14 protein-coding genes are annotated in these 16,125 nt (G+C 74.2%); 4 read left to right on the forward strand and 10 right to left on the reverse strand.

Annotation, left to right across the window (positions count from 1 at the left end):
- Positions 1–28 precede the first annotated feature (28 nt).
- A complete protein-coding gene (locus FKD65_RS39320; RefSeq protein WP_141584505.1) occupies positions 29–754 on the reverse strand; it encodes an anti-sigma factor in 726 nt (241 codons plus the stop codon).
- Positions 751–1,239, reverse strand: a complete 489-nt coding sequence (locus tag FKD65_RS39325) for a sigma-70 family RNA polymerase sigma factor (RefSeq protein WP_207400443.1) — start codon at positions 1,237–1,239, stop codon at positions 751–753. Before FKD65_RS39325 ends, FKD65_RS39320 begins: the two co-directional genes overlap by 4 nt.
- 435 nt (positions 1,240–1,674) lie before the next feature.
- On the opposite strand from FKD65_RS39325, the gene FKD65_RS39330 reads away from it, so the two are divergent.
- Both FKD65_RS39330 and FKD65_RS39335 read left to right on the forward strand, forming a co-directional pair.
- Entirely contained in the window at positions 1,675–2,346 is a 672-nt protein-coding gene (locus FKD65_RS39330; protein WP_240809828.1) for a hypothetical protein, read from the forward strand.
- A gap of 66 nt (positions 2,347–2,412) precedes the next feature.
- Entirely contained in the window at positions 2,413–2,838 is a 426-nt protein-coding gene (locus FKD65_RS39335) for a PPOX class F420-dependent oxidoreductase (protein WP_141584510.1), read from the forward strand.
- Between the two features lie 19 nt (positions 2,839–2,857).
- On the opposite strand, the gene FKD65_RS39340 is transcribed toward FKD65_RS39335, so the two are convergent.
- Positions 2,858–3,628, reverse strand: coding sequence for a trans-aconitate 2-methyltransferase (locus tag FKD65_RS39340; RefSeq protein ID WP_240809829.1), 771 nt, complete (start codon positions 3,626–3,628; stop codon positions 2,858–2,860).
- A 100-nt stretch (positions 3,629–3,728) separates the two neighbouring features.
- Here FKD65_RS39340 and FKD65_RS39345 point away from each other — a divergent pair, with 100 nt between their 5' ends.
- Both FKD65_RS39345 and FKD65_RS39350 read left to right on the forward strand, forming a co-directional pair.
- Positions 3,729–4,262 (forward strand): CGNR zinc finger domain-containing protein, encoded by a 534-nt coding sequence (locus tag FKD65_RS39345; RefSeq protein WP_240809830.1) that lies wholly within the window; start codon positions 3,729–3,731, stop codon positions 4,260–4,262.
- A gap of 52 nt (positions 4,263–4,314) precedes the next feature.
- Positions 4,315–4,764, forward strand: a complete 450-nt coding sequence (locus FKD65_RS39350) for an SRPBCC family protein (protein ID WP_141584514.1) — start codon at positions 4,315–4,317, stop codon at positions 4,762–4,764.
- A gap of 145 nt (positions 4,765–4,909) precedes the next feature.
- On the opposite strand, the gene FKD65_RS39355 is transcribed toward FKD65_RS39350, so the two are convergent.
- From FKD65_RS39355 to FKD65_RS39385, 7 genes are all read right to left on the reverse strand, one after another.
- Complete coding sequence (locus tag FKD65_RS39355) at positions 4,910–7,348, reverse strand: GMC oxidoreductase (RefSeq protein ID WP_141584516.1); 2,439 nt, start codon at positions 7,346–7,348, stop codon at positions 4,910–4,912.
- 3 nt (positions 7,349–7,351) lie between these two features.
- Positions 7,352–8,446, reverse strand: a complete 1,095-nt coding sequence (locus FKD65_RS39360; RefSeq protein ID WP_141584518.1) for an alpha/beta hydrolase — start codon at positions 8,444–8,446, stop codon at positions 7,352–7,354.
- A 134-nt stretch (positions 8,447–8,580) separates the two neighbouring features.
- A complete protein-coding gene (locus FKD65_RS39365) occupies positions 8,581–11,514 on the reverse strand; it encodes a LuxR family transcriptional regulator (RefSeq protein WP_141584521.1) in 2,934 nt (977 codons plus the stop codon).
- Positions 11,515–11,772: 258 nt separating this feature from the next.
- Positions 11,773–13,215, reverse strand: a complete 1,443-nt coding sequence (locus tag FKD65_RS39370; protein ID WP_240809831.1) for a rhamnulokinase family protein — start codon at positions 13,213–13,215, stop codon at positions 11,773–11,775.
- Positions 13,216–13,263: 48 nt separating this feature from the next.
- Entirely contained in the window at positions 13,264–13,884 is a 621-nt protein-coding gene (locus FKD65_RS39375) for a lactate utilization protein C (RefSeq protein WP_141584523.1), read from the reverse strand.
- Entirely contained in the window at positions 13,881–15,302 is a 1,422-nt protein-coding gene (locus tag FKD65_RS39380; protein WP_205718983.1) for a LutB/LldF family L-lactate oxidation iron-sulfur protein, read from the reverse strand. The genes FKD65_RS39375 and FKD65_RS39380 overlap by 4 nt, the downstream gene beginning before the upstream one ends.
- 29 nt (positions 15,303–15,331) lie before the next feature.
- Positions 15,332–16,045 (reverse strand): (Fe-S)-binding protein, encoded by a 714-nt coding sequence (locus FKD65_RS39385; protein WP_141584527.1) that lies wholly within the window; start codon positions 16,043–16,045, stop codon positions 15,332–15,334.
- Positions 16,046–16,125 lie beyond the last annotated feature (80 nt).

Raw genomic sequence — 16,125 nt, forward strand, 5'->3', positions numbered from 1 at the left:
ACCCCCGGGTACCGGAGGGCCCGCGCCCTTACGCCGGGATCGTCAGCAGCGTGCGGCCCTCGCCGATCGTCCGGACCTCGAACCGGCTGATCTCCTGCGGCCGCAGCGCCGTGCCGCCCTGCACCGCCAGCTGCGGCTGCGGCGAGTCCGGCAGGCCGTAGCCCTTGGCGGGGACGGACCAGCCGACGACGGTGTGCGCGCCGCCCTTGGCGTCCACGGCGACCAGCTCGCACGCGAGGGGCCCGTCGACCTTGCTGAGCCGCAGCCCGACCCGGCTGCCCCACGCCTTCTGCTGCATCGCGACCGTCCCGGTGACGCCGGTGCCGGGGTCGGTGGCCGACATCGCCCGGCCGTCGCGCAGCAGCTCGGCCGTGCCTCCGTCCGACGCCGAGGCGGTGGGGCCGCGGTCGGCGCCGAGCGTGTAGCCGGTGCCGAGCGCCCCGCCGACCAGCACCACCCCGGCGGCGGCCGCCGCCAGCGCCCGCGCGGCGCGGTGCCGCCGCTCCCGGCGGATCCGGTGCCGCATCAGGTCGGTGACCACCGCCGGCTCGGGCGGCGCGGGCATCGCCTCCACCGGGTCGGCGATCGGGCCGATGCCGTCCAGCGTCTGGGCGAGCCCGCTCAGCGCGCCGAGCTCCTCGTGGCAGGAGAAGCACGTCGCCAGGTGCGCCTCGAAGGCGCGGCGGTCGGGCTCCTCCAGCAGGCCGAGCGCGTAGGCGCCGACGTCGACGTGCGGCATGTCCGGCGCTCTCATGGCGTCACGCCCCTTTCCTCCAGGGCGACCCGCAGTGCCCGTAGCGCGTAGTAGACCCGGGACTTCACGGTGCCCACGGGGATCCCGAGATGCTTGGCGGCCTCGTTCACCGAGCGGTCACGGAAGAAGGTCTCGTTCAGGATCTCGCGGTGGGCCGGTGACAGGGCGAGGAGGGCTTCGGACACGACGACGGAGCGCAGCAGATCCTCCAACCCGTCGGGCACGCGCATGTTCTCCAGCGGGCCCTCGCCCGCCTCCTGCGGCCGTGCGTTCTTGCGGCGCTGGTCGTCGATGACGATACGGCGGGCGACCGTCGCCAGCCAGGGCAGCAGCGACGCGGCGTTCTCGTCGAGCTGGTGCGCGCTGCGCCAGGCCCGGATCATCGTCTCCTGGACGACGTCCTCGGCCCAGTGCCGGTCGCCGCCGGTGAGGCGCAGCACGAACGACAGCAGGGGGCGGCCGTACACGCGGTACAGCTCGGTCACGATCACCTGGTCGTCCACGCCGCCGGCGGGCCGCGGGCCGCGGAACCAGCTCCATGGTCCGGGCGGGCGTTCGCGGGTGGCCGACGCGGCGGCCGGCGATCTGTGGGCCATCGGGGTCTCCGGCGGGGGTGCGAGGGGTGCGGGGCGACGCGGTGACCGTGGGTGTCACGTTGGGAGGCAGTACGGGACCCCTGCGCCTCCCGGTTCAACCGAGACCGTTTCGTGGGGGATTTTCCGGAATGACCCTTACTGGTTCGCTACCTTTTCCTTACCTGGTGCGCCAACGATCACCGGGGCGCGTCTCAGGGGGCGAACGGGAGGCGACGCATCCGAACCGCGCAGCGGGTCTTCGCCGGGCAACGCTCACTCCAGGCATTGGAGCGAATGCGGGCATCAGGCCCATTTGCCCAAACAGAGACCGAGGGCGGGATCGGCATGGTGAAGGGGAACGGGGAAGTACAGCTCAGCTACCGCCTGCTGCTGGCGGTGGACATCCAGGGGTACAGCAAGCGCGACACGCGCGAGCAGCTGCGGGCTCAGCGGCTGCTGTCGGACGCGCTCGACGCCGCCGCCCGCGGCGTCGGACTCGACCGCGCCGCCTGGGACAAGCAGGTCGGCGGGGACGGCGAGCTCGCCACGCTGCCGGAGGGCGTCGACCCGGCGACGGTGGCCGGCGACTTCGTCATCCTCCTCGACGAGGCGCTGCGGGAGGCCAACCGGGACGCCGGCCGCTTCCGGCTGAGGGTGCGGCTGTCGCTGCACCACGGCACGCTCACGGCCGGGCCGTTCGGCCCCGCCGGCGACGCGCCCATCGTCGTCCAGCGGCTGCTGGACGCGGGGCCGCTGCGCCGCCTGCTGGCGGGCGACCCGGACCGCGACCTGGCCTACGTCGTGTCGGACTCGCTGTTCGACGACGTCGTGCGGACCGGGTTCTGCGCCCTGCCTCCGCACGGCTTCCACTCCGTCAAGGTCGTCGCGAAGGGCTCGGTGTTCCGCGGCCACATCCTCACCGGCCGCGCCGCCCGCCACGACTCGGGCGAGGACGCGGGCGGACCGGAACCCCGGTCCGCCCGCGTCCTCGACTTCCCGGCCCTCGCCATGGGGTGAGGGGAAGCGATCGGCGTGCCCGGGGGTTGACGCACCTAAAGGGCAGGCGATCGATGGAGGCGGACGATGGCGGACGACGCGGCGCTGGTGAAACTGCTGACGGGACGTGACATGGGGGTGCTGGCCACCCTCAAGCGGGACGGGCGCCCGCAACTGTCCACGATCACCTACCACTTCGACGAGGCCCGCCGGCTCGTGCGGATCTCGACCACCGCCGACCGGGCCAAGGCCCGCAACCTGGCCCGCGACCCGCGCGCGAGCCTGCACGTCGGCTCCCCGGACGGCTGGTCGTGGGCGGTCGCCGAGGGCGGCGCCGAGCTCTCGGCGGTCGCCGCCGACCCCGGCGACGCCGCCGTGGACGAGCTCGTCGAGCTGTACCGCGACGTCCGCGGCGAGCACCCGGACTGGGACGAGTACCGCCGCGCCATGGTCGAGGAGGGCCGGCTCGTCGTCCGCCTGCACGTCGAGCGCCTCTACGGACAGGCGCGCTGACGGCGCACCCGGCCCGGCGCTAAGCCGCCAGCAGGGCGGCCAGGAGGCGGTTGTCGCCGCGCTGCCAGAGCGTTCCGGTCTCGGCGAAGCCGGCCTCGCGCAGCGCCTCGACATGGGTGGACAGCAGCTCCGACTCCGAGCCGTGGTGGCCGGTCGTCTCGTCCCGGGCCCGCAGTCCGGCGAGGTCCGGGTCGGCGGCGATCGCGTCCCACCACTGGTCCCAGCCCTCGGGGCGGCCCCCGGCGAACCGGCGCTCCCGCTCGCGCTCGCGCAGCGCGAGGTCGAGCGCCGCCAGGCCCGGGGCCTGGTCGTCCACCGCCAGGTTGTCGCCGTTGAGGAACAGGCCGCGGGGCCGCAGGACGCGTGCCAGCTCGGCGTAGGCGACGCGGAGCCGCGCGCCCGACAGCCAGTGCAGGGCGGTGGTGCTGACCGCGGCGTCGGCCTGCCGGTCCAGCCGCAGCCGGGCCGCCCAGCCGGGCTCCCGCAGGTCCAGCTCGGCGAAGGTCAGCCCCGGCCGGCCGGCGTGCACGGCGCGGCCGAGCGACAGCAGCAGGGGGTCGGCGTCGACGGCGACCACGGTCGCGCGGGGGAGGCGGTCCAGGATCCGGCCGGCGAGCGACCCGGGCCCGCAGCCGAGGTCGAGGACGAGCGGGTCGGGACGTCCGGTCGCGGCCTCCAGCGCGTCGATGAGGGCGGTGAATCGCTCCTCGCGGTCGGGGACGTAGCCCTCCTGCTGGACGTCCCAGCGGGCGATCCACGCGCTCGCGACCTCGTGGCTGAGCATGGTCATGGCCCCTCCTGTGACTGTCGTATAACCTTTGGACAGTCACAGTGTGAACCCGAAAGGCGTAACTGGTCAAGTGGATTTCAACAGTCATACCGATTCGGTGGTGCAGGCCGCCGCGGGCCTGGTCAACGAGCTGACCGCGGGGGAGCGGCGCGGCCGCGCCTACACCCCGCCCCCGCCGCCCGCGCTCGCCGCCGCCGTCACCGACGTCCTGCGCCGCGTCGGGTACGGGTCGCGCGCCACCGAGGACGAGCTGCCCGAGCTCGCCGCCGTCGCGCGCGAGCTGCGCGTGGTGTTCGACGCCGTGGCCGCAGGCGACGTCGACGGCGCCGCCGAGCAGGTCAACCGGATCCTGGAGAAGACCGCGGCCCGGCCCCGGCTGGAGCGGCACGACGGGCAGCCGTGGCACGTCCACTACCACGGCGCCGACGAGAACGACTGGGCCGGCCCGTGCGCCACCGGCCTCGCCATCGTCATCGGCAGCGAGCTGCACGACCGCCTCGGCGTCTGCACCGCGCCGCACTGCGACCGCGTCTACGTCGACACCTCCCGCAACGGCACCCGCCGGTTCTGCTCCACCGCCTGCCAGAACCGCGTCAAGGCCGCCGCGTTCCGCGCCCGCGCCCAGACGTCCTGAGGAGCCGGGGCCCGGTGCGGCGGCGTCCGCGGCGCGGTTGTAGCGTGTGGCGATGATCCAGGCCACCGCCACCACCGCCGCGTCGCCCGAGGACCTGTTCCGGCACCTCGCCGTCCCCGAGGCCTGGGGAGCCTGGGGCAGGTTCCCCATCCCGGCCAAGCAGGCCCGCCCGGGCGACACCACCCCCTACGGCATCGGCACGGTCAAGAAGATCTGGCCGGCCAGCGAGCGGACCGTCGCCTACGAGCCCTACGAGCACTTCGGCTACGTCGCGGAGTCGGGACTGCCCGTGCGCAGCTACCGCTCGGACGTCCGGCTGGAGCGCCGGGACACCGGGACGTTCATCCGCTGGGAGGCGGAGTTCGAGCCGCTCGTCCCCGGCACCGGCCCGGTCGTCGGCTTCGCGCTCCGGCGGATGCTGGTCGCCTTCACCCGCTGGCTGCCCGCGCACGTCGAGAACTGCCCGCAGGACTGCCCCGCCCGCAGGGCCGAGGGCATCTGACCGGGCGGGCGACGGACGGGCCGGGGACGAACGAGCCGCGTACGAACGAGCCGGAGACCGTGCGACCCCCCGCACGGCCTCCGGCGTGAAAGGTGCAGGCCGAGAGCACCCCGCAGTTCCCTCGGCCTGCACGACCATGGACCCCTCAGGCGGGGTCGGGACCGTAGACCTCCCACAGCTCCCCGGCGAAGAACCTCCCGAAGTGGAGCAGCTTGCCCGCCCCGTCGGGCCCCGCCGTGCGGAAGGTCGTCAGCTGCCGGGCGAAGTCGGTCAGCTGGATGTGCAGCACGCCCGCCGCGACGATCCGCGCGCCGTCCTCCTCGTCCTCGGCGACGTGGCCGTCCAGCAGCCGCACGTAGAGGGTGGAGGTGTCCGGCCAGATCCGCGTCGGCGGCCCGTGCAGGACGTTCTTGTGCCCGCTCAGCGTGCGCCGCCGGCCTTCGCCGTCGGTGTAGAACAGCCGGTACTTCATCAGCCGCCGGTCCTGCTCGCCGTCCGCGACGAACAGGTTGAACGTCCCCTGCTCGACCGGGCGGCGGCCCCCGTGCCCGGCCGCGTCGACCCATCCCCGCGCCGTCGCCTCGTGGCCGGGTTCGGCCAGGAACCGGTCGGTGTCCGCCGCGGTGATCGTCAGGCGGAACGACAGGGGCAGGCGCCCCTCGGCCAGCTCGCCGGTCCGCGTGTCGGTCTCCCCGTAGGTGACGAACCCCTTCATCTCCTCGGTGAACGACAGCGACGTACGGCCCGCCGCCGCGGTGGACGGTCCCCGTGTCCCACCGCGGCTCCCCGAGACCGGGCCGTACGCCGAGCCGTTCCCCGCCCCGCCTGGCGAGCCGGCCCCCCCGGCCGGCTCGGCCCCCGTGGCGGGCGGGGCGGTCGGTCCGCCCGCCCCCCGGCGGGCGGACGTCTCCAGCAGCCGCGTGGCCAGCCGATCGGCCTGCGCGGCGATGGTGAGCGAGGGGTTCGGGCCCACCGGTCCGGGCATCGCCGCCCCGTCGGCGATGTAGAGGCCCGGGAACCCGAACACCTCGCCGAAGGCGTCGCAGACGCCTTCGCCCGGGTGGCCGCCCATGGGGGCGCCACCCAGCGGATGGACGGTGATGATGCGCTTGCGGAACCACATCGGGTTGTCGGCGTAGTCGGCGCCGAGCACGTCCGCGATCCCGCGCATCGTCTTGCGGACGCGCTGGAACAGCTCCTCGCTGGTCTCGGCCTTCCAGTCGGCGGCGAGCCGGCCGTCCTTCAGGCGCAGCCGCCCGTCGGCGGTCTCGCGGCCCATGCCGAGCAGCGGCAGCGAGCTGACCGTCAGCGCCCCTTCGCCGATCAGGTCCGACAGCTCCGCGGACAGGTTGGTGTCGGGCGCGTCCTTGAAGAACTCCTTGAAGCGGCCCCACAGGAACTCGACCGCGCGCTCGAACTCGCCGCGGACGTCGAAGCCGTTCACGATCCAGTCGGTGAACCCGGGGTAGCCGCCGTCCTGGATGTAGGCGCCGCGGCCCGCGCCGGGCACGCCGTCCAGATCGTCCGGCAGCCGGATCGCCGTGGTGATCACCGGCCCGCGGCTGGCGTTCAGCGGGCGGACCCGGTTGCGGTCCTTGGCCCGCAGCAGGAACGTCAGCAGGTCGCCGTTGCCGCAGAACCGGGTGCCGAGCGCGGGGCTGAGGCCGGGGAAGGCGTCCCGCGACTTCAGCAGCAGGTAGGTGGTGCCGTACGTGCCGGCGCCCAGGACCAGCCGGTCGCAGGTGATCTTCCGGATCGGCAGCCGGCGCTTCCTGGCCGCCAGGTCGGCGTGGTGGACGTAGTCGACCTCGTAGCCGCCGCCCGGCCGCGGCCGGATCGCCTTCACCTCGTGGGAGGTGCGGATGTCGGCGCCGTGGTGCGCCGCCGCCGACAGGTAGTTGTGGTCGAGGCTGTTCTTGGAGCCCTCGTTGCAGCCGATGTCGCACTCGCCGCACAGCTTGCACGTCAGCCGGCGGGTGCCGTGCAGGTTGCCGTACGCCGGTTCGGCGATCGGCAGGCCCACCCCGGGCGCCCCGCCAGGCTCGGCGGCGAAGCTCACCGCGAGCGGCGGGAGCGTGCTGTGCAGGCCGAGCTCGGCCGCCGCGTCCTGCAGCGCGTGGGTCTTCGGGGTGTCGTCGTAGGGGACCCGGTCGAGCGGGTACGGGGTCGCCCCCATCATCCGCTCGACGGCGTCGTAGTGCGGGTCGAGGTCGGCGCGCGAGACCGGCCACGGCTCGTGGCCGCCGTCCGGCCGGTCGTGCACGAACCAGCGCTCGTCCTTGCGCAGCAGCACGTTCGCGTAGATCAGGGAACCGCCGCCGAGACCGGCCGACACGACCGAGTCGCAGCCCTTGAACCCCCACACGTCGTACATCCCGTACAGGCCGGCGTCCGGGTCCCAGAACGCCCGGCCCATCTCGGCGGGGGAGCGGGGGAAGCTGCCAGGCGGGTACGGCTGCCCCCGCTCCAGCAGGACGACCCGCTGCCCGGCCTCCGCCAGCCGGTAAGCGGTGACGGACCCGCCGAAGCCGGACCCGACCACGACCGCGTCGACGTGCTCGGCCGCACCGTCGCCTCCGCTCATCGCTCAGCCCGCCTTCCGCTTGAGGAAGTCCACGACCTGGGGGAAGACCTCGGTATCGGACGCGGCGCCCATGAACGGGTCCTGATGGCCGTAGCCGGGCAGGACCGCGAGTTCGTGCAGGCCGGGAGTGACCTTCTCCAGGGTGCGGTGGCAGACGATGTTGGAGTCGGTGAACACGTGGTTGCGGTCTCCGGTGAGGAACAGGATCGGCGTCGTGACCGTGCCGGCGCGCGACAGGTAGTCGTCCGGCAGCGCGGCGAGGCGGGGGTCGCGCCGGCGGTGCTTCACCGCGCGGCCGGCCTTCACCATCGCGTGGATGTGCCGGTAGTAGTTGACGCTGCACGCCCCGAACAGGTCGGGCAGCCGGCCGTGCGTGACCGGCGACATCTTCTCGTGCGTGAAGATCGGTTTCCCGCCGCCCCACATGAAGCTGAGCATGTGGCAGGCGGGCTCGCCGCACTCGCGGTGGAACGGGGCGATGGCCTTGGCGAGCATCCAGCCGCGCGTCAGCACCGGGGCGCGGCCCCAGCGGGGGTCGAGGTGGTACGGCCCGAGGACGTATTCCATGAGGGCCGGCCCGTAGCCCAGCTTGATGCGCGACCAGCGCGGGGTGCGGGGGGTGAGCGAGACGCTGTTGCAGACCAGGCTCGCGACGTCGGCGGCGGTGCCGGCGAACAGCGCCATCGAGAACGAGATCGCGCCCACGCAGTGGGAGATCACGTGGATCCGCCGGTCCCCGACGTGGCGCCGCAGCTCGGCGAGCGCCGCCGGGTGGTCGTGCAGCGCGAGGGTGTCCAGGTCGTGGCGGGTGGTCTCGGAGTTGTAGGGGAACCGGCCGCTGATCCGCAGGTCGACCGCCCACACGTCGCCGAACCCGGAGTCGTGCAGGTGGTTCACCAGGTTGGCGTGCTCCGGCATGACGTACATGTCGCTGGACGTCGTCAGCCCGTGCACCAGCAGGACGACGTCGTCGCAGTCGGCCCGGCGGAACCGGGTCAGGTTCAGCCCGAGACCGTCCACGGTCGCGAACGGGTGCACGGACACCTCGGCGTCGGCGACGCCCGCGTGCGTGAAGCGCGCGATCCGCTGCTGGTCCATGCCCATCCCCTCCGCTTCCTGACGGTCCAACCCTGCCAAACGCGGATATCGGCGCGGCATCGTGGAGAACCCGTACTTACCGGTGCGGGCCCACCCGCCGGACGTACGGGACGTACGTGAACTAAGAGTCCTAGTTACTCGGAACGGTTCATCGCGGTCGCGACACCGACCCGGGAAGAAACGCCGATCTTGGTGAAGACCCGCGACAGGTGGGTCTCGACCGTCCGGACGCTGAGGTACAGCCGCTCGGCGATCTGCTGGTTGCTGTTGCCCTCGGCGACCAGCAGCGCGATCTCGTGCTCGCGCGGGGACAGCCCGAACGGCAGGTCCTTGCGGCCCTTGGCCGCCCTGGCGGGCGTCCCGGCCGCGGGCACCCGGACGCCGAGCCGGCGCTGCTCCCGGACGACCTGCGCCAGCAGCCCCTTCATCCCGCACGCCTCGAACACCTCGGCGGCGGCGCGCAGCCGGTCGCGGGCCCGGGTGCGGTCGTTCGCGGCGGCGTGCGCGAGACCGGCGGCCAGTTCGGCGCGGCCCGCCTCGGGTCGCCGTCCCGCCTTGGCGAGCAGGTCGGCGGCCTCCGCCGCCAGCGCCGCCGACCGGGCCGGGTCGCCGGCGCGCAGCGCGTGCGCGCGGGCGAGCCGGGCCAGCCCGACGTCGCCGGTCAGCAGCGGGTCGGCGATCGCCTCGGCGATGTCGGCCCAGTTCGCAGCGTCGGCGGCGTCGTCCTGCGCGGCGCGGACCGACGCCAGCGCCTCCGCGCAGATCACCAGGGTGCTGAAGTCCAGGCCGAGGGTGCCGTCGCCGCAGGCGTCGACCAGCGCGGTGGCGCCCTCCTCCAGCCGCCCCTCGTTGATCACCGCGATGGCGCGGGCGACGTGCGCCATGTGCGTCCACCACTCGCCCGACCCGGTGTCGTTGGCGACGGCCTCGTCCCCGGCCCGCAGCGCCCGCTCGTGGTCGCCCGTCCAGGAGGCGGTCAGGCACTGCTGGATCAGCCCGTAGGCCAGCACCTCCTGCGAGCGCAGGTCGCGGCCGACCGCGGTCGCCTCGTCGGCGACGGCGGCGGCCTCCTCCAGCCGGCCCAGCTGCGCGAGGACGCGGGACTGGCCGGACAGCATGTAGCCGAGGATGAACGTCTGCCCGGTCGTGCGGGTGATCGACACCAGCCGCTCGGAGTGCCGCAGCGCCTCGTCGTACATGCCGAGGAACGACTCGGCGAACACCAGCCAGGCGAAGCAGTCCAGGCAGTCGGCGAAGTCGTTGTCGGACGCCGCGGAGAACAGCTGGTCGGCGGTCTGGGCGCGGCCGATCGCCTCCGCGACCTCGCCGCGCCCGTAGGCGACCATCGGGCGCATCGCCGCGACCGCCGCCCGCAGCCCGAGGCTCCAGCCGGGGGCGCTGTCGGGGATGGTCTCCAGGATGGCGTGCGAGCCGCGGGTGTCGATCCGCTGGATGCGGTCGGCGACCAGCCGGATCCGCAGCAGCACCGCCTCGGGGGTCTGCCGGTCGGTGATGCGGCGCAGCTCGTCCAGGACGAGGGCGCGGGCCTCGTGGATGCGGCCGAGCTGCCGCTCCATGATCGCGCACATGTGCACGGTGCGGGCGCGGCGGACGGTGTCGTCCGCGGGCAGCAGCCCCAGCAGCGTGCGGGCGGTCTCGCGGCCCTCCTCGGCGTGGCCGCTGAAGGCCTGGACCTGGGCCAGCTCCACCAGCAGCTCCACCCGGTCGGGATAGTCGTCGCCGGCGGCGCCCGGCATCAGCTCCAGCGCGGCCTGCAGCCAGTACGCGGCGGTGGCGGGCGCCTGCTGCGCGACGGCGCGGGCGGCCTCCACAAGCGTCAGGATGGCCTCGGCGTCGCCGAACCGCGCCGACCGCACCACGTGGTGCGCGCGCACGGCCGCCGGGGCGCCCAGTTCGGCCAGCCGCTCCGACACCCGCGAGTGCGCGGCGATCCGCCAGCCCGCCGCCGTCGAGGCGTAGGCGACGTGCCGCACCAGGGGATGGCGGAACCGGAACCGGCCGCCCGGCGCGGGGCGGACCACGTCGTGGCCGGTCAGCACGTCCAGGGCGGTGAGCCCGGCGTTGCGCTCCATCTCAGCCGCGACCGACGCGAGCGCGGGCTCGAACACGTCCGCGGCCACCGCGGCGCCCCGCGCCATGAGCAGCGCCTCCGGTGGAAGAGCGCTCAGCTCCACCTGCAACGCCGCCCGCACGGCCGCCGGGACCTCGGTCAGGTTCGCGACGCCCTTCTCCCAGTGCCGGTCCAGGCCGGTGCCGGCCGCGGGCGCGGTCCCGTCGGCCATCTTGGCCAGCGCCTCGAGGTAGAAGGGGTTGCCGCCGCTGGCCTTGAACAGCGCCTCGCACCGCGCATGGCCGACGTCCGGGCCGAGGAACTCGCGGACCTCGCTCTGGGTGAGCGGATCGACCGACACGCGCACGCCCTGCGGGCCCGCCGCGTCGACCAGCGCCGCCAGCCGCGGCGACGCCTGCGCGGGGCGGTAGGCGACCGCCAGCAGCACCTGGGCCCGCGGCGGGTGCCGGACGAGATGGTCCAGCAGCTCGATCGTGGCGTCGTCGGCCCAGTGCAGGTCGTCGAGGATCAGCACCAGCCCGGACGGCTCGGCCAGCGCCTCCAGCAGGTGCCGGACCGTGCGGTGCACCTGGTAGCGCGCCACCCGCGACTCGGGCGAGGCGGCGGGCGGATCGCCGGACAGGTCGGCGAGCGCGGGGAACACGGTGCCGAGCAGGCGCAGCGCGCCGGGCGGCAGGTCGAGGACGTGCTCTTCGAGGCGGTCGTCGAGGGCGTCGACCACGGCGCCGAACGGCATCTCCTGCTCGAACTCGGCCGCGCGCCCCGCGACGTAGGGCAGCTTGCGGGCGCTCGCGCCGTCGGCGAGCTCGTTCAGCAGCCGCGTCTTTCCGGCGCCGGGTTCGCCGACCAGCGCGACGAAGCCGTAACCGCCCTCGGCGGCGTCGAGAGCGCGGTCGATCCGCCGCAGCGCGTCCCGCCGCCCCACCAGCGGAGTGTTGCCGTGACCGCCGGCGGCGCGGGCCGCAGGACCCTCCATGTCCACACCCCAACAGCGACAGGCGGCCGATACGCCGTGACCATGCTTCTCGTTGTGGTTCCTCTGAACGAGCGGGACTCACCTTATCGGGTGGAACGTCAATAAGGTCGGACAACACACCCTGCCTGCGCCTCGCCCGCCCGCGGCGGCGTCCTCACCGACCGTATGTACATAGCTATGAACGGCCCTCGCGCGCCCCATGTCAACCTCGGGAGGGTAAACCGTCCCGCGACCGTGACATCCCGGCGCCGCGGCCGGTCACTCCAGGCCGAGGCGGGCGGCGGCCTCCCGCCACCGGGCGCCGTCGCCGGACGGCTCGTACCGGCGGAGGTCCTGGGTGGCGGCGACCAGCGCGCGGGCCTCGGCCAGCCCGGCGACGGCCCCGCGTGCGCGCGCCTGGGTCAGGACGTTGCCGAGCGCCGTGGCCTCGACCGGCCCCGCCACGACCGGGAGGCCGCTGGCATCGGCGGTCAGCCGGCACAGCAGGTCGTTGCGGCTGCCGCCGCCGACCAGGTGGACCACCTCGATCTCGCGCCCGGACAGCCGGGACGCCTGGCGGAGCGTGACGCGGTGCGCGAGGGCGAGGCTGTCCACGACGCAGCGGACGGTCTCCGCGCGCGACGCCGGCTCGGGGAACCCGCGGCGGCGGCAGTGCGCCGCGATGCGGGCGGGCATGTCGCCGGGCGGCAGGAACTCCGGGTCGTCGGGGTCGATGAGCGAGCGCAGGCCGGGCAGCCGCGCGGCCTCGGCGAGCAGCGCGGGCAGGTCCGGGTTCCCCCAGGTCCGCAGCGACTCCTGGAGCAGCCACAGGCCCATCACGTTGCGCAGGTAGCGGACGGTCCCGTCGACCCCGCCCTCGTTGGTGAAGTTGGCTTCGCGGCTCTCCTCGGTCAGCACGGGGGCGTCCAGTTCCACGCCGACCAGCGACCAGGTGCCGCACGAGATGTAGCCGAACCGCTCGGTGGCGGCGGGGACGGCGGCGACGGCGGACGCGGTGTCGTGGGAGCCGACGGCCGTGACCTGGAGGCCGCCGTGGCCGGTCTCGGCCACCACGTCCGGGCGCAGGGCGCCGATGACCGAGCCCGGCTCGCGCAGCGGCGGGAGGATCTTCGCGGGCAGGTCGAGCCTGTCCAGGAGCTCCTGCGACCAGGTGCCGTCGCGGACGTCCAGCAGTCCCGTCGTGGACGCGTTGGTGCGCTCGGCGCCGGCCTCGCCCGTCAGCCAGTAGGCCAGCAGGTCCGGGATGAGCAGCAGCGTCGCCGCCCGGGACAGGTCGTCCGCCGCGAGCTGGTAGATCGTGTTGAACGGCAGGAACTGGAGCCCGGACGTCCGGTAGAGGAGGTCGTCGCCCAGCTCGGCGCGGACCCGCTCCATGACGCCGTCGGTGCGCCCGTCGCGGTAGTGGACGGGATTGCCGAGCAGCCTGCCCTCCGCGTCGAGGAGCCCGTAGTCGACCGCCCACGAGTCGATGCCGACCGACGCCAGCCCGGACGGCGCGGCGCGCAGCCCGTCCAGCACGTTGCCGTAGAGGGACAGGACGTCCCAGTGAAGGGTGCCGTTGACCCGGACGGGGCGGTTCGGGAACCGGCGGACCTCCTCCAGGGCGAGGGTGCCCGGGCCGACGCGCCCCGCCATCACCCGCCCGCTGGACGCCCCGAGATCGACGGCCGCGAACGTCGCGGCGCTCATCGTTTCACTCATGCTGTCTCCCTGGGGGGACGACCCCCCACACCCCCCGGTTCGCTTCGCTCATTGGAGGACCAAGACCTCCAAGGTCCTCGGCCCGTGCACGCCTTCCACACGGGACAACTCGATGTCACTCGTCGCGGACGGGCCCGACACGAACGTCAGCGGACGGTTCGGATCGAGCCGTTCGAGCGCCTCCGGCACGTCCGCGGCCACCTGGTCGGCGCGGACGACGATCAGGTGGTAGTCGGGGACGAGCGACAGGGCGCGCGGCCCCTGGCCGGCGCCGTGGTCCAGCACGATCGTCCCCGTCTCCGCGATCGCGGCCGCGCAGCCGGTGACCGCCCCCGCGAGGCCGTCGAGGGAGTCGACCGACGGGTCGCGCACGAGCGCCGCGCCGGTCGCCGGCGTCCACTCCGGCGGCAGGCCGGACGGGATCCCGTACGCGCCGGGACGGGCCGCGAGCCGCTCGGCGACCACCGCGGCCACCTCGGACGCGGTGGCGCGCAGGACGGTCGCGCGGTAGTCGGCGACCCGCTCCGCGAACAGGTCGAGGATCCCGTCCTCGTGGTGGCGGCGCAGATAACCGCGGTCGATCCGGTCGTAGGAGGCCGCGACCTGCGCGGCGGGGCGGGTGGGCGACACCCGCTCGATGCGGCGCAGGATCTCCTCGCGCGCGCTCATCGCTCTCCCTCCTCGCGCCCGCCGCCGGTCCGGGCCCACCAGGCGCGGAACGACTCGGGCGGCGGCGCGGGCGCGTCCCGCGTCTCGGTCCAGGCGCGCAGCGGCCCCGGCAGCCGCCGGATCCGGCCGCCGCGCGCCACGGCGCGGCGGCTCGCGGACGCGGCGCGCTGCGCGAGCGCGAGCCGGGTCGGGGAGCGCAGCGTCCACCCGGCGGCCGTCATCGCCACCCGCTCCAGCGGATGGCGGGGTCCCTTCTCGACGGCGCGGGCCCGCAGGTGGACGAGCACCTCCGGGATGTCGATCGCGACCGGGCACGCCTCGAAGCAGGCCCCGCACAGCGTCGACGCGTACGGCAGCGAGGCGTCCACCGCCGAACCGATGCCCCTGATCTGCGGCGACAGGATCGCGCCGATCGGCCCGGGGTAGGGCGAGCCGTAGGCGTGGCCGCCCGCGCGCTGGTAGACCGGGCACACGTTCAGGCACGCCGAGCAGCGGATGCAGCGCAGCGCCTGCCGGCCCACCTCGTCGGCCAGGGTGGCGGTGCGGCCGTTGTCCAGCAGGACGAGGTGGAAGTCGCGCGGGCCGTCGCCGGGGGAGACGCCCGTCCAGGTGGAGGTGTAGGGGTTCATCCGCTCGGCGGTGGACGAGCGGGGCAGCAGCTGCAGGAACACCTCCAGGTCCCGCCAGCTCGGCACGACCTTCTCCACGCCCATCACCGAGATGAGCGTCTCGGGGAGCGTCAGGCACATCCGGCCGTTGCCCTCGGACTCCAGCACGACGAGCGTGCCGGTGTCGGCGACGGCGAAGTTCACCCCCGACACCCCGACCTTCGCCGACAGGAACTTGGCGCGCAGGTGCCGCCGGGCGGCCTCGGCCAGCTCGGCGGGCTCGTCGGTCAGCCCCTCCGGGGCGTCCTCCATCGCGCGGAGGAAGATGTCGCGGATATCGGACCGGTTGCGGTGGATGGCCGGGACGAGGATGTGCGACGGGCGGTCGTCCCCGAGCTGGACGATCAGCTCCGCCAGGTCGGTCTCGTAGGCGGTGATGCCCTCCTCGGCGAGGAACTCGTTGAGGCCGATCTCCTGCGTCGCCATCGACTTGACCTTGACGACCTCGGTCTCGCCCGTGGCCTTCACCAGGTCGGCGACGATCCGGTTGGCCTCGGCCGCGTCGCGGGCCCAGTGCACCGTCCCGCCGGCGTCGGTGACCTTCTCCTCCAGCAGCCGCAGGTAGTACCCGAGGTCGGCGAGGACGTGGTCCTTGATCTGCTTGCCCGCCTCGCGGAGCGCGGCCCAGTCGTCGAGCTCGGCGACGGCTGCGGCGCGCCGCCCCCGGATCGTCGTGGTGGCGTGCGCGAGATTGCCGCGCAGCCGCGCGTCCTCCACCGCCCGGCGAGCCGCGTCGGGGAACGACGGCATCCCGAGATAGGTCGGCATCGCAGCGGAGGTCATGCGGGCTCCTCTTCCGTGGAGGCGAGGATCTCGGCGAGGTGGACGGTCCGCACCCCGGCGCGGGTGCGGGAGAGCGCGCCGCCGATGTGCATCAGGCAGGAGTTGTCCGCCGCGCACAGCGCCTCGGCGCCGGTCGCGCGGACGGCGGTGACCTTGTCGGCGCACATCGCGGCCGACACCTCGGAGTTCTTCAGCGCGAACGTCCCGCCGAACCCGCAGCACTCGGCCGCGTCCGGCAGCTCGACCAGGTCGATGCCGCGCACCTCGCGCAGCAGCCGCAGCGGGCGGTCGCCGACGTGCAGCATTCGCAGCGAGTGGCACGTCGGGTGGTAGGTGACGCGGTGCGGGAAGTAGGCGCCGACGTCGGTGACACCGAGGACGTCCACCAGGAACTCCGTCAGCTCGTACACGCGCGAGGCGACCCCCGCGGTGCGCGGCGCCAGCTTCGGGTGCCAGTCGCGGATCATCGCCGCGCAGGACGCGGACGGCGTCACGACCGCGTCGTAGGGCTCGAACGTCTCCGCGAACGCCTTCACCATGGGCAGCGCCTGGCGCCGGTAGCCGGTGTTGAGGTGCATCTGCCCGCAGCAGGTCTGCGTCTCGGGGAACTCGACGTCGTGGCCGAGGCGCCGCAGCAGCCGCACCACCGCCTTGCCCGTCCCCGGGAACATCGTGTCGTTGACGCAGGTGAGGAACAGCGCGACCTTCATGCGTTCGCCCTGTGAGGGGACAACACCCGACACCCCCCGGTTCGCTTCGCTCATGCGTTCGCCCTGTGGGGGGACGCCCC

The organism is Actinomadura sp. WMMA1423, from assembly GCF_006547145.1.
Taxonomy (GTDB): Bacteria; Actinomycetota; Actinomycetes; order Streptosporangiales; family Streptosporangiaceae; genus Spirillospora.